This is a genomic window from Lactobacillus delbrueckii subsp. bulgaricus, assembly GCF_046938665.1.
In the GTDB taxonomy this organism is placed as follows: domain Bacteria; phylum Bacillota; class Bacilli; order Lactobacillales; family Lactobacillaceae; genus Lactobacillus; species Lactobacillus delbrueckii_C.
On sequence record NZ_JBKZCD010000019.1, the window covers coordinates 1 to 12875 of the forward strand.

A 12875-nucleotide genomic window follows, 5' to 3' on the forward strand; every position below is an offset into this window, starting at 1 on the left:
CTTGCTTGCTTTTGCATTTCTTACACATTAATTGTAAGAAAGTTGGGATGGTTTTGCAAACGCTTTCGTATAAAACTAAGCTAGCTTTTACCTGCCTTTAAGAGGATTTTTAGGTAAAAAATCAGCTAAAGTAAACTAAAAGTTATAGTGGCGGGCTTAGGAGGAAAGCAGGCAGATGAGAGCCAAATGAAGCGCATACAAAATATTTACGATATTTTGCCAAGGGATCGGTTTATTTTAACGAAAGGACTTCCGGCTTAAGCCCCAGCAGCTGGCTGAGCTGCCAGGTCTTAGCTGGCAAAAGGCCCAGCCGGTCTAAAAGCTCCTGGTCACTAAAGAGCTGCTTAACCGGGCCGTGGTATACCAGCTGGCCCTGGCTCATGGCATAAACCTCCTGGCAATTTTCGGCCAGCCAGTCCATGTCGTGGGTGATCATGATTACGGTTTTGCCCCGGGCCAGCCGCTTTTCAAGCAGCTGGGTGACCAGGCAGCGGCCAGGATAGTCCAGGCTCATCAAGGGCTCGTCTAACAGGCAGACTTCCGGGTCAAGGACCAGGGCGGAGGCGATGGTCAATAATTTTTTCCCGGAAAGAGACAAGTCGTAAGGGTTTAAGTCCCGGAATTCTGCCAGGCCGAATTCTTTAAGGGCGGCTTCCGTTCTCTTGGTAATTTTGTCTTCCGGCAGTTTGGCCTGCTTCATGGACCAGGCCAGTTCTTTTTCCACGCTGGAGTTAAAAAGCTGGTCATTGGGATCCTGAAAGGCATAGGCGATCTTGCTCAAGCGGCCGGAAGCCAGATAGTCAGACAAAGCCTGGTCGTCCGCTTTAATGGCATCCCCTGCTGGCAGGAGGTCAGCCAAAAGCTTCAAGAGAGTGGACTTGCCGGACCCGTTTTGTCCGACCAGGCAGATCAAGCCGGGAGAAAGAGTCAAGTCCGGGATGTCCAGGGAAAAATCCGTTTCTGGGTATGTATAATGAAGGTTTTTAATCGTAATTTGCATTTTTGGCAGCTTCCTTTAGTTCACGGGCATTGACCGGGTAGCGGCCATTGAGTTCAAGCTCAAGCTTTTTGGCCATTTTCCAGGCAGCGGGCTTGTCGAAAGCCGGGTCATCCAGCTGATTGAAGACCGTTTGGGGAGAGTCCGCCATCAGCAGGCAGCCATCTTTGATTACCCAGATTTGATCGCAGAGGGTGGCTAAGTCATCCAGTTCATTGGAGCTGATCAGGAAAGGACAGGAAAGCTTTTCCAGCCAGTTGAAAAAGTGCTGGCGGCCCAAGGGATCCATCTGGCTGGTCGGATCGTCGAGCAAAAGCAGGTCGGGCTCAGTGACCAGGGCAGTGGCGATGGCTACCCGCTGGGTCTGGCCGCCAGAAAGCTGGTTTGGCGACTGGTCCAGCAAATTGGTCAAGTCCAGCTGGTCAGCTGCCCGCCTAACTGCACTTTCTATTTCCTCATCGCTTTTGCCCTGGTTGAGCAGGGAAAAGGCTAATTCATCATAAACTGTGTCGGCTAAACCGGACAGCTGGCTGGCCGGGTCTTGCAAAAGGAGGGCGATTTCATGCTGGCTTCGCCAAGCATGAAGCTCTTCACCGTTGATCCGGACTGAACCGGAAAACTTGGCGGGAATCATTTTCCCCGCAATTCCGGCTAAAAGGGCCAGAAGGCTGCTTTTACCGGCATGACTGGGACCGATAAGGCCGATCCGCTTACCGCGGCTTTGGGCAGATATATTTTCTAAAGCCAGATTTTCAAAGCCCAGGTAGCGGAGGCTGAGCTGGCTGATGGTCAGTTGAAAATTGTTAGACATGCTTTTACTCCTAAAAGGACCAGGCAGCTGGCAATGAGCAGGCGGTGGCAGAATTTGTCTTTCCAGTAGTCATTTTTTAAGCTGGCCGCCCGCCGCTTAGGGCTGGCGTAGCCCCGCAGCTGCAGGGCGATTGACCGGTTCATGGCCTGCTGGAAGCTCTTGACGATCAAGGGCAAAAGGACGGGAAAGAGATTTTTGATCCGGGAGAGCAGGGACTTGGCTGGCGCGATCCCCCGGGCCTTCTGGGCCAGCTGGATCTTGCGCAGGTTTTCCTGCATCTGCGGCAGGATATAGCAGACCGACATGAGGACGTAGACCTGCTGGTAGGACAAACCGGAATTTTCCAGGTAGCGGGCATTCTCTGAAATGGTCGTCGTCTGGATGAAAAAGCTGCTGGAAAAAATAATGGTCAAAATCCGGCAGGCTAAGAGAACCGCGTGGTCCAGCCCTTCCTGGTAAAAGGTCAAAGAGGCAACGGAAAAGGCGGCGGTATGGTTGGCCGGCCAAAAGAGCCCCTGGATTAAGAGCATGGTCAGGATGAGGAAGAGGCTGAAGGCACACATCCCCCAAAGGGCATGGAGATTTTTGGTCAAAAGGGCCAGGATAAAGCTGGCAGCGAGGATGATCAGCGCACTGGATAGATTCCCGGCGGCGAAAGCAGCGAGCGTAAAGAGCAGGATCAAGAGCAGCTTGCTGATGGGGTCAATGGCTGCCTGCCAGGCGGGCAGGGCCAGGTCTTCCGCGTTATTTCTCATTCTTCAGTCCCCTTGAAAAAGTAGACCAGGCGATGTGGCAGCTGCTTGTAGATCAAAAAGGCCAGGTAGGCGACGACTGTCTTGTCCAAAAGGTCAAGAACAAATTCATCAAGGAATGAAGCAATCCAGATGTTCACGTGTTTGGCAACCAGGGAGGCAAAGAGGGCATCCCCCCAAGCAATCCCGGTCTGTCCGCTCCAGAAAATGACGTTGAGCGGGGTGGAGATCACGGCGGAAACCAGGGCAATCAAAATAGCTGCTGGCAAGACAGTAACCGGCCGCTTGAAAAAGCCCCGCTGGTTCAGCCAGGCAACTGCCAGGCCGATCCCGATGCTGGTCAAAGCGTAAACGGTGGAAACAGGTGACAGGGTCAAACCGTAGATGACATTGTTGATAAAGCCGCTGATGGCCCCGGCAACAGGACCAGCCAGCATGCTGGCCAGGAAAGTCCCAAGTGACCCCAGCCAGACCGGTAATTTCAGCCCTTCAGCAAAGGCCTTGGCAACATAGTTGATCCCGACGGCGGCCGGAATTAGGGTCATGGCGTGGGCGGAAAGCTTGAAGGACCAGAAGCTGGCCTTGTTTTTAGAACTGATTTCTTTAGAATCCATTTTGCAACCTCGTGAAAAATATAAACAAAAAGAAAATGACATAAAAACAGGCGATCGTCGAACCAGATTATAAAAGTAAAGGTAACCTATACTTTTATGAAAATGATTTACTGCAAGCTTACCACCAGACTGAGGCTGGGACAAGTTTTTTTGCCAAAAAACTAATGTAAGCCCTTTAGGAAAAGGTTGAGGAAAATATAAACTCACGCAAGTCACAATAACTAATGTGTTATTTTTTATATCTATATTTCAAAAGATAATTAAACAGACAAGTGATAATATAGGAATTTTTCTTTTTCACCTTTAAGAAGAATCATTCTTATTTTATAATGAATGTAAGCGCACGAAATCCCGATCGCTGGATATCGAAAAAACAGGAGCAAGTACCATGGAAATAATCAAATTCACGGAGCAGCAAAGAAAAGACTATGAGCAGCTGCCGACTGGCATGGCAATTTACCAAATAATTGCCGGCAAGCCTAAGACCTTGCTGGTGACAGATGAATTATGCAGATTGCTGCGGGTTGACCGCGATTTTTTAGTGGCCAGCCTGGATAAGAGCATGTTTGGTTTTGTCCACCCCGATGATATCGGCCGGATGGCTTATTTTGGCAAGAATTTTGCGGCTCACACGGATGAGAAATACGATGTTTTCTTCCGCTGGAAGACACCAAAGATGGAGGATTACCATATTTTCCACTCCTGGGCCAACCATGTGCTGGTTGATGGCGTCAGCCTGGGCTTCTTCTTTTACAGCGACGCGGAAGAATCCGGCAAGAACAACCAGATTTTAGATACCCACTACCAGAAGTATGCCAATGACCAGATGTACCAGGACCGGTTGACCAACCTGCCTAACCGCCGTTTCCTGGAGATTTTTGGCATGGAAGAAGTGGCCAAGCTGCGTTTAGCCAAGAAGCAGCCGGTCTGCATGACTCTCAATATTGCCGGCATGAGTGTTTACAACAACCTCTATGGCCTAAAAAAGGGCGACCAGCTTTTGAAGAAATTGGCCGAACTGTTAGTGAGCGAAATCACGGAGGGTCATGTCTACTACAACCAGGATGACCACTTCTTGATTTTGACGACTGCGGCCGGCATTGATGAAAAGATCAAGAATATCCATGAAAAGTTCGTTGACCTTGCCAAAAACGAAGCTGTCGACCTACAGTTTGGCCTTTATGATATTCAAGATGAAGACCAGAACATCATGACGGTTGCCCACCGGTCCAATCAAGCCATGAAGGAGATCGGCCATGACCGCCGCTTCTACGTGAAGAAGTATGACCCGGTAGTTGAAGAAGAGGACCTAGAAGAAAGCTACTTTTTGGACAACTTCAGCCGGGCCATGGATGAAGGTTGGCTGACACCCTACTTCCAGCCAATCTGCTCGGCCAAAGACGGGAAAACCGCTTCTTATGAAGCTCTGGCCCGCTGGGAGGATCCGGAAAAGGGCCTGGTTTCACCGGCGGCCTTTATCCCGGTGATTGAAAAGCACCACCTAACTTATTACCTGGACATGTACATGCTCTGGGAAGTGGTTACCAAATTGCGGCAGTGGAAAAAGCGCGGCCTGGACCTTAAGCCAGTTTCTGTCAACCTGTCCCATGAAGACTTTGAAATGCCAAATATGGTTGAAAGGATCAACAATTTGGTTACTGGAGCAGGCCTGGACAGGTCTTTGATCGAGATTGAAATCACGGAGCGGGACCTGTCAACAAACACTGTCCGGCTGAATGAGCAGATCAAGCAGCTGCGGGCTTATGGTTTTGAGGTCTGGATGGATGACTTTGGCAGCGGCTACTCCTCCCTTAATGCTTTAAACGATTACAGCTTTGATCTGGTCAAAATTGACATGGTCTTTGTCCGCCACCTTGATGACGGGCCTTTAAACCGGCTTTTGATTCCGGAAATCGCTAAAGTCGCCCATAAACTGGGGCTGACGGTCTTGGCAGAAGGGGTTGAAACCGAAGAACAGAGAGACTTTTTGCAAGCAGCCGGCTGTGACTTGCTGCAGGGCTTTTTATTCAGCAAGCCAGTTAAGTTGGATGAAAACCAGCAGGTAATTTCTTAGACAGTGTTGGAATAAAAATGTGATGTGATGATGATGAAAGAGAAAGGAAACAGGAAAAGGGTTCATGGCCTCAGCTGGCAATTGGCCAATGAAAAAGAAGCAGTATACGCGGAATATTTGACTTCTGAAGAATTTGCCAGGGAAATTGCCAGCAACAATCTCACCATGGGAATTGCCGTTTCCAGCTTGATTACGGTCATTGGCTTCCTGGGCCTGTTTGGCCTCAACTCTTACTATGCCAATGTATCGTTTTTTCCGGCTATTCCTAGTGAATGGGTGTATCTGCTCCTGCTGTTGGCCAACTTGCCGAATTTGTTTTTGCTCCTTTGGCTCAAAAATAACCCCCAGGAAGCGGAATTTGAGATCAGAACTTGTTTTTCCAATCTGGCCGTCAATGCTTTCTTGTCAGGCTTAACCTTGTACAGCACGCAAGAAGGCAGCAGCTACTTTTTTGAACTTGTTTTAATGATGATGGTTATCTGCGTTTTGCCATACTACAGACAAGGCCGCGGCTTCGCTCTGGTCGTCTCAAGCCTGTTTTCCACCATGGTGATTATTCTTACTAATCATGTCCAGGTTGCCTGGCAGGATGCTTATGATTTGTTCCTTTTCTATGTAATTGGCCAGGCCTGTATTGTTTTGCGCCGGCATTGGTTTAGGGAAAGCTCCTGGTATAACGACATCTTGCACCGGGCCAACGGGTCGCTTTTTGTCAGCAGCCGGACCGACGAGTTGACTGGCATTTACAACCGCCTGGCCCTACGGGAGGACTTCCCCAATTACCTTAATCAAGAAGTTGGCGCGGCCATGATCGATTTAGACAATTTCAAGCGTTTTAACGACAATTACGGCCATGCGTACGGGGATTTAGTCTTGACCAGATTGGGCCGCTACCTGCAAAAAGACTGGATGAGTGAGCACTTGCGCAGCTACCGCTATGGCGGCGATGAAATCTTGATTATTGCTTCTGGCCTGGAAGATGGTGCTTTTGGCAAAAAATTGCAGATTTTTCAAGCTGAATATGCTAAACTAAACCAGCAATTAAAAGAGCCAGCCACCTTGAGCATCGGCTATGCCACCGGCACGGTTGCCGATGAAGGAGAGCTGCGGCGGCTGATCCAGCAGGCTGACGACTATCTTTACCAGGCTAAAAAGCAGGGTAAGGACCAGATTATTGGCAAAGAGCAGAAATGAGGCATTATGTACAGCTACATCCCGAAAGAACAAATCAAGATCTACCGCTACTTGACCGTTGACGCGGTCAACGCTGCTTTGGCGGACTTGCGGCAAGAAGGCATCAGCCTGGAACTGGAGAGCACGGTCGGGACGGCCGGCAACTTCGTGACCCAAAACGACGGGGTGGTGGACCTGGACTACCAGTTAAAGCTGGTCAAGGCGGCCGAAGAAGATCCAGCGGCCCTGCTGGCTAAAATCAGCGCCGGCTTAACTGCCGGTCTGGCCAGCAAGTTCGAAGGCGGCCGGGAAAACAGCCAGGCTTTAACCTTCCTGCACCGGGCTAAGAAGAGCGGCAAGGTCAACTTTAAGTTAGACTTGACCATCATCAAGGAAGAAGACGGGGATGAATACCGCCTGGTCAAAACTGACGGGGGCAAGTGGAGCGAAGCCTTTAATACCCGCTTTTTGACCATCCAGGAAGAAACGATTAAGGACTGGGACCAGTGGGAAGACTTACGCGAGGAATATCTGCGCCTTAAAAACGCAGATCCGGCTGGTCTGTCAGTCGACCTCTACCGGCAGGCAGTCAACCAGATCTATGGCTAAAAGTATGAAGCAAAGCAGGCATTTGCCTGCTTTTTTCATGCAGAAAGCTTTGAAATCTCTTACAAAAAATGAAATAATGGTCTAAGAAACTAGCAGAAATGAGTTTGGAGAAAAAGATGGAAGAAAAGAAAAAAATCAAATTAATCGCGACTGACATGGATGGCACCCTGGTCAATGACGCCAAAGAGGTGCCAGCTTCATTTGCCCCTTGGGTCCTCAGCCACCCGGACCAGCAGATGGTGATCGCCAGTGGCCGGCCATATTACACCAATGAAGAGCTTTTCAAGGAGATCAAAGACCACTTGATCTTCATTGGCGACAATGGCGGCTTGATCTACCAGCAGGGGCAAATTTTGGCCAAGGCCGGCATTACAGCGGAAGAAGCAAAATTCTGCCTGGACCTCTTTAAAGATGAGCCCCTGGCCAATCCGATTCTCTGCGGGGCCAGCCAGGCCATCTGCCACGACCCGGAGGGTGACCGGAACTTTTTAAAGCAGCTGGATACTTACTATATTAAGCGCCGCTATGTTGCAGACCTTGAAGCTGAAGTAAACAGCGATGAAATTATTAAATTTACTGTTTATATCGAAGGCGGGGCAGCTGAGCGGATCTACCGGCAATTGCCGGAAATGCCGGGCAACTTAAGCGCGGTTTTAGCTGGGCCGGAATGGATCGACATCGTCAACAAGGAGGCCAATAAGGGGGCAGCGGTGAAGAAGATTGCTGACCTTAAAGGAATCAAGCAAGATGAAATTCTGGCTTTTGGCGACTACTTAAATGACCTGACCATGTTAGAAGCGGCTGGGACCAGCTACGCCATGGTCAACGGCCACCCGGACTTGAAAAAGATTGCTGACCACATTGCTCCAAGCAACAACGATGAAGGAGTAATGCAAATTCTGCGAAAATTGTTTGATTAATTAGCGACAGCTGCCTTTTGGCGGCTGTTTTGCTTTACATTGTGCATGATCCAGGTATACTAGATAGTTAGGTACCGAATCTTAATTTCTTGATTATTTTTTGCAGAAAGGACAAGCAGGATGGCAGAAGAAGAACTCAATGAAGAATTATTTCACCGGAGCATGCGGCTGCAGCGGCAACTGGCCCAAATGGGGATGCGGTATGAGAAGCTGCACGGCGGTGTCCGGGGGCAGAACCGGACTTTGGCCCTGCTCAGCAAGAATGAAGGGATGAAGCAGGCGGAACTGGCCCGCTTTGCCAGAGTAAGGCCATCCTCAATCAGTGAAGTTGTTGACCGCCTGGAGCGGCACGGCTTGATCGAACGGCGCCGGGACAACGGCGACCACCGGGTTTTCCGCCTCTACTTGACTGAAAAGGGCCGGGAACAAAACGAACGCAATCACTCCAGCTGGCTGGGCTTTGTGGGCGACTTGATGAGCCCCTTAAGCGGCGATGAAAAGGCTGAATACCTAAACATTTTGAAGAAGCTGGACAAACAGGCATTATTCTTGGAAGAACGCATGGAAGAAGATGCCAAAAAAGAGGGTGAAAACCATGCTTAAAATTGCTAGAAAAACATTGACTTGCTGGGCGACTTGCCTGGCAAGTCTTTTTTTATTAGTACAAGTTGCATGTGATTTGTACCTGCCAACGGTGACGGCTGACCTGGTTGACAAGGGGATCATTGGCCAGAACCTGCCCTATATCTGGCAAACCGGGGGCAAGATGCTTCTGGTTTCCGCCTTGGGCCTGCTGGCGGCTTTTGGCAACATTTACTTTGCCTCCCACCAGGCCATGCAGGTCGGCCAGCGGCTTAGAGCCATGCTCTTTGCTAAGGTCTTGACCTTCTCTGATGAGGAGATCAGCCGCTTTGGCCAGTCCTCTTTAATTACCAGAACGACTAATGACGTCGTCCAGGTACAAATGACCTTCATGCAGCTCCTGCGGATGCTGCTTCAGTCTCCGATCATGCTGGTGGCCGGGACCGTTTTGGCCTATATCCAGCAGCCCCGCCTGGCAAAAGTCTTTGCCATTGCCCTGCCAATTTTGGCGGCCATCATCCTTTTATTGCTGCACTTTGCCATGCCGCTCTTTAAGAGCATCCAGCAGAAAACCGACCGGATCAACTTGATTTTCAGAGAAGGCCTGACCGGGGTCCGGGTTATCCGGGCCTTTAGGCAAGACCAGCGCGAGCAGGACCGCTTTGCCGGAGCTAATTTAGACTACACGAAGATTGGCATTAAGGCCTACACGATCATTTCCTTCATGCAGCCCGCCGTTATCTTGGTGCTCAGCTTGACCAATGTGGGCATCGTTTTTCTGGGCAGCCGCCTAATTAGCGGCAGAATTATGGAAATCGGCAGTCTTTTGACTTTCTTGACTTACGCAACTCAGATTCTGATGAGTTTCATGATGCTGTCCATGCTCTTTATCGTGATTCCCCGGGCTTCTGTTTCAGCTAAAAGAATCAATGAAGTATTGGATGCCGAAAATCAGCTCCAGGACTCAGTAGAGCCGGTATCTATGCCAAAAGGTCCGGCAGAGCTGGAATTTGACCAGGTTAGCTTCCGCTATGCCGGAGCTGAAGAGGCAGCCTTAGAAGGAATTAATTTCAAGGTAAAAGCTGGCCAGACCCTGGCCTTGATCGGGGGGACCGGGTCAGGCAAGTCCACCCTGGTCAACTTGATTCCCCGCCTTTTGGACGTGGAAAAAGGGGCCGTTAAAGTTGACGGGGCCAAGATAACGGACTTAAAGCAGGCAGACTTGCACAAGTTGATCTCCTTAACCCAGCAAAAGGCTGTCTTGTTCAAGGGCACGGTCCGGTCAAACCTGCTTTTTGGCAAGGGGGATGCCAGTGAAGAAGAAATGTGGCATGCCTTGGAAATCGCCCAAGCCGCGGACTTTGTCAAAGAAAACGGGGGCCTGGACAGCGCGGTGGAAGCCGGCGGAGCCAACTTCTCCGGCGGCCAGCGGCAAAGACTGGCCATCGCCCGGACCATCATCAAAGATGCCGATGTATATATTTTTGACGACTCCTTTTCCGCCCTTGACTTTAAGACTGACGCGGCCCTTAGAAAGGCCCTGGCGGCGGATCCGAAGATGCGGCAGGCCATTACCGTCATTGTGGCCCAGCGGGTCTCCACGGTAGCTTCTGCTGACCAGATCCTGGTCTTAGACGGTGGCCGGGTGGTCGGCCAGGGCAAGCATGAAGAATTGAAGCGGACCTGCCCGAACTACCAGCAGATTGTCGCTTCCCAGTTCCAGAAAGGAGAAGATTAGGATGCATCACGGTCATAAAGGAAAAATTGACAAGGCTGAACACTTTTGGCCGACCAGCCGCCGGCTCTTGGCCTACCTTGGTCCCTGGCGCTTTGGCGTAATCTTGTCGGTCATTTTTGCCACTATTGCAACAGTTTTTTCAATTTTTGCTCCGAAAGTCCTGGGCCAGGCCACGACCTTGATCTACCAAGGGGTGATGAAGGGCTATGCTCAAGAGAAGGCCGGCCAGCATTTGACCAGCCTGCCGATCGATTTTGCCGGCGTCTTTAAGATCGGGCTCTGGGTGATTGCCCTTTACTTGATTTCCAGCATCTTTAATTTTGCTGAGCAGATCATCATGACCCGGATTTCCCAGCAGGTCGTCTGCCACTTGCGGGCGGATTTTAAAGAAAAAATGCGCCATGTCCCGGTATCTTATTATGATACTCACTCAAAAGGGGACTTGATGAGCCGGATGGTCAATGACATGGACAATATCTCCGGCACTCTTCAGCAAACCCTGATCCAGCTGATCACCAGTGCCATTTCCTTGGCCGGAACCCTGGCGATCATGTTCACGATCTCCTGGAAGCTGACTTTAGTGGCGCTTTTGACCGTGCCAGTCAGCGTCTTGATCACGGGCACGATTGCTCCCAAGGCCCAGAAGCTGTTTGGCCGCCAGCAAGAGCAACTGGGCAAAATCAACGGGCAGGTGGAAGAAATCTATGCCGGGGTCGGCATCGTCCGCGTTTTTGGCCAGGAAGAAAATGAAGAGGAGACTTTTGCCAAGCATAATGACTCCTACTTTGACGCTTCCTGGAAGGCGGAATTTCTCTCGATCATGATTTTCCCCTTGATGAACTTTGTTAAAAATGTCGGCTATCTCTTGATTGCTGTCTTTGGGGTCATCGATGTGATCAACGGCGCCATCAGCCTGGGCAATGTCCAGGCCTTTCTCCAGTATTCCAACCAGTTCTCCCAGCCCTTGACTCAGCTGGCCAACATGTCCAGCACGATCCAGCAGACCATTGCTTCTGCCGAAAGAATTTTTGCCGTTCTGGATGCTGAAGACATGGATGAAACAGTCCACCCGGCGGAAGGATTAAAGACAGATGCTAAACTGACCTTTAAGGATGTTTCTTTCAGCTACACTGATGCTCCTTTGATCGAAAACTTCAGCCTGGAAGTAGCAAAAGGGGAGATGGTGGCCATTGTCGGGCCAACCGGCGCCGGCAAGACCACGATCATCAACCTGCTGGAGCGCTTCTATGACGTAAAAGGCGGGCAAATTTACTTAGACGGCCAGGAAACCAGGTCAATGAGCCGGGAAGACTTGCGCAGCCATCTCGCCATGGTTTTGCAGGATACCTGGCTCTTCACCGGAACAATTTTTGCCAATATCAAGTACGGCCGGGAAGATGCCAGTGATGAAGAGGTCTACCGGGCAGCCCGCCTGGCCAGGGCCGATAGCTTCATCCGCCAGCTGCCAGATGGCTACCAGACCCTGTTAAACGAAGAAGGGACAAATATTTCCCAGGGGCAAAGGCAGCTCTTGACGATTGCCCGGGCCTTTTTAGCTGATCCGGAAATTCTCATCCTGGATGAGGCGACCAGCTCGGTTGACACCCGGACGGAAAGCTTGATCCAGAAGGCGATGGCCGATCTGAAGCAGGAAAGAACCAGCTTCGTGATTGCCCACCGCCTGTCAACCATCCAGGATGCCGACAAGATCATCGTGATCAACCACGGCCAAATCGTCGAAAGCGGCAACCACCAAAGTCTCTTGGCCAAGGACGGCTTTTACGCTGACCTCTACCAAAGCCAGTTTTTAGGCCAGGAAATCTGAAAAAAGCCATGATTCTCGCGAATCATGGCTTTTGCTTTAGCAATATTTAAAAAATAGCCCTTTGCATTTTGAACATGTGTTCCGTATAATAGGATTGGTTCAAAAATTACCGCTCCTTCTTGTCCTTGTCCTGCTTTTGCTTAATATGATAGTAAAGGCCGAAGGGAACCAGGTTCTCATTTCCGGCGATAATCCGCTTGATGTTGGCCCGGTGGCTCCACCAGATGAGGACAACCAGGACTCCTGACATGACGGTCAAGAAGGTGTCATGGAAGAAGAAGCTGGAAATAAAGATCAAGACGACTGAAAGCAAGCTGCTCAAGGACACCATGCTGGTGATTAAGAGCAGGGGGATGAAGAAGCAGGCGCAGAGGCTGAAGAACTGGACATTGTAGCCCAGAAGGAAACCCGCCGTGGTGGCCACGGCCTTGCCGCCCTTGAACTTGAGGAAGATTGAGAAGGCGTGGCCGAAGATGGCCGCTGCCCCGAAAATCAGGCACAAGTGGTGGTCACCCAGGTGGAAGATCCGGGGCAGGAAGGTGGCCAGGGTCCCCTTGAAGAAGTCAACCAGGAAGACCAGGGTTCCGGCCTTGGGGCCCAGGACCCGGAAGGTGTTGGTGGTCCCGATATTGTGGGACCCGTAATCCCGGATATCCTTGTGGTAGAAGAGCTTGCCGACTAAAACACCGGTCGGAAAAGAACCAATTAAGTATGCTAAAATTAAAAGTAATGCAAATTTCGTTGCAAACATCAAATCAACTCCGTTTATCTTGTACCTGC

The 12875-nt window shown here is 50.5% G+C and carries 12 protein-coding genes; 7 read left to right on the plus strand and 5 right to left on the minus strand.

Annotation, left to right across the window (positions count from 1 at the left end):
• Positions 1-232: 232 nt before the first annotated feature.
• The 4 genes from ACLUXO_RS07635 to ACLUXO_RS07650 are packed head-to-tail and all read right to left on the minus strand — an operon-like array spanning position 233 to position 3174.
• Positions 233-1000 (minus strand): energy-coupling factor ABC transporter ATP-binding protein, encoded by a 768-nt coding sequence (locus ACLUXO_RS07635; protein WP_412137041.1) that lies wholly within the window; start codon positions 998-1000, stop codon positions 233-235.
• Complete coding sequence (locus ACLUXO_RS07640; RefSeq protein ID WP_412137042.1) at positions 984-1808, minus strand: energy-coupling factor ABC transporter ATP-binding protein; 825 nt, start codon at positions 1806-1808, stop codon at positions 984-986. The genes ACLUXO_RS07635 and ACLUXO_RS07640 overlap by 17 nt, the downstream gene beginning before the upstream one ends.
• Positions 1787-2563 (minus strand): energy-coupling factor transporter transmembrane component T, encoded by a 777-nt coding sequence (locus ACLUXO_RS07645; protein ID WP_412137043.1) that lies wholly within the window; start codon positions 2561-2563, stop codon positions 1787-1789. Before ACLUXO_RS07645 ends, ACLUXO_RS07640 begins: the two co-directional genes overlap by 22 nt.
• Entirely contained in the window at positions 2560-3174 is a 615-nt protein-coding gene (locus ACLUXO_RS07650; protein WP_412137044.1) for an ECF transporter S component, read from the minus strand. The genes ACLUXO_RS07645 and ACLUXO_RS07650 overlap by 4 nt, the downstream gene beginning before the upstream one ends.
• Before the next feature lie 388 nt (positions 3175-3562).
• On the opposite strand from ACLUXO_RS07650, the gene ACLUXO_RS07655 reads away from it, so the two are divergent.
• The 7 genes from ACLUXO_RS07655 to ACLUXO_RS07685 all read left to right on the plus strand — a co-directional run bounded on the left by ACLUXO_RS07655 (position 3563) and on the right by ACLUXO_RS07685 (position 12095).
• A complete protein-coding gene (locus ACLUXO_RS07655) occupies positions 3563-5248 on the plus strand; it encodes an EAL domain-containing protein (protein ID WP_412137045.1) in 1686 nt (561 codons plus the stop codon).
• A 33-nt stretch (positions 5249-5281) separates the two neighbouring features.
• Complete coding sequence (locus ACLUXO_RS07660; protein WP_412137046.1) at positions 5282-6442, plus strand: GGDEF domain-containing protein; 1161 nt, start codon at positions 5282-5284, stop codon at positions 6440-6442.
• 6 nt (positions 6443-6448) lie between these two features.
• On the plus strand, positions 6449-7030 hold the full coding sequence (locus ACLUXO_RS07665; protein ID WP_412137047.1) for a hypothetical protein: 582 nt from the start codon (positions 6449-6451) through the stop codon (positions 7028-7030).
• Between the two features lie 98 nt (positions 7031-7128).
• Positions 7129-7950 carry an HAD family hydrolase gene (locus ACLUXO_RS07670; protein ID WP_412137048.1) on the plus strand — a complete coding sequence of 274 codons (822 nt, stop codon included), beginning with the start codon at positions 7129-7131 and terminating at the stop codon, positions 7948-7950.
• Between the two features lie 120 nt (positions 7951-8070).
• On the plus strand, positions 8071-8553 hold the full coding sequence (locus ACLUXO_RS07675; protein WP_412137049.1) for a MarR family winged helix-turn-helix transcriptional regulator: 483 nt from the start codon (positions 8071-8073) through the stop codon (positions 8551-8553).
• Complete coding sequence (locus ACLUXO_RS07680) at positions 8546-10270, plus strand: ABC transporter ATP-binding protein (RefSeq protein ID WP_412137050.1); 1725 nt, start codon at positions 8546-8548, stop codon at positions 10268-10270. The genes ACLUXO_RS07675 and ACLUXO_RS07680 overlap by 8 nt, the downstream gene beginning before the upstream one ends.
• Position 10271: 1 nt before the next feature.
• Complete coding sequence (locus ACLUXO_RS07685) at positions 10272-12095, plus strand: ABC transporter ATP-binding protein (protein ID WP_412137051.1); 1824 nt, start codon at positions 10272-10274, stop codon at positions 12093-12095.
• A 106-nt stretch (positions 12096-12201) separates the two neighbouring features.
• Here the strand turns inward: ACLUXO_RS07685 and plsY are convergent, their stop codons facing one another.
• The gene (gene plsY / locus ACLUXO_RS07690) at positions 12202-12846 is read right to left on the minus strand and encodes a glycerol-3-phosphate 1-O-acyltransferase PlsY (RefSeq protein WP_412137052.1); all 645 of its coding nucleotides are present in this window, start codon (positions 12844-12846) and stop codon (positions 12202-12204) included.
• Positions 12847-12875 lie beyond the last annotated feature (29 nt).

Coding starts and splice junctions, on each gene's coding strand:
- ACLUXO_RS07635 (WP_412137041.1), bottom strand. CDS start 1,000: ATGCAAATTACGATTAAAAACCTTCATTATACATACCCAGAAACGGAT.
- ACLUXO_RS07640 (WP_412137042.1), bottom strand. CDS start 1,808: ATGTCTAACAATTTTCAACTGACCATCAGCCAGCTCAGCCTCCGCTAC.
- ACLUXO_RS07645 (WP_412137043.1), bottom strand. CDS start 2,563: ATGAGAAATAACGCGGAAGACCTGGCCCTGCCCGCCTGGCAGGCAGCC.
- ACLUXO_RS07650 (WP_412137044.1), bottom strand. CDS start 3,174: ATGGATTCTAAAGAAATCAGTTCTAAAAACAAGGCCAGCTTCTGGTCC.
- ACLUXO_RS07655 (WP_412137045.1), top strand. CDS start 3,563: ATGGAAATAATCAAATTCACGGAGCAGCAAAGAAAAGACTATGAGCAG.
- ACLUXO_RS07660 (WP_412137046.1), top strand. CDS start 5,282: ATGAAAGAGAAAGGAAACAGGAAAAGGGTTCATGGCCTCAGCTGGCAA.
- ACLUXO_RS07665 (WP_412137047.1), top strand. CDS start 6,449: ATGTACAGCTACATCCCGAAAGAACAAATCAAGATCTACCGCTACTTG.
- ACLUXO_RS07670 (WP_412137048.1), top strand. CDS start 7,129: ATGAGTTTGGAGAAAAAGATGGAAGAAAAGAAAAAAATCAAATTAATC.
- ACLUXO_RS07675 (WP_412137049.1), top strand. CDS start 8,071: ATGGCAGAAGAAGAACTCAATGAAGAATTATTTCACCGGAGCATGCGG.
- ACLUXO_RS07680 (WP_412137050.1), top strand. CDS start 8,546: ATGCTTAAAATTGCTAGAAAAACATTGACTTGCTGGGCGACTTGCCTG.
- ACLUXO_RS07685 (WP_412137051.1), top strand. CDS start 10,272: ATGCATCACGGTCATAAAGGAAAAATTGACAAGGCTGAACACTTTTGG.
- plsY (WP_412137052.1), bottom strand. CDS start 12,846: ATGTTTGCAACGAAATTTGCATTACTTTTAATTTTAGCATACTTAATT.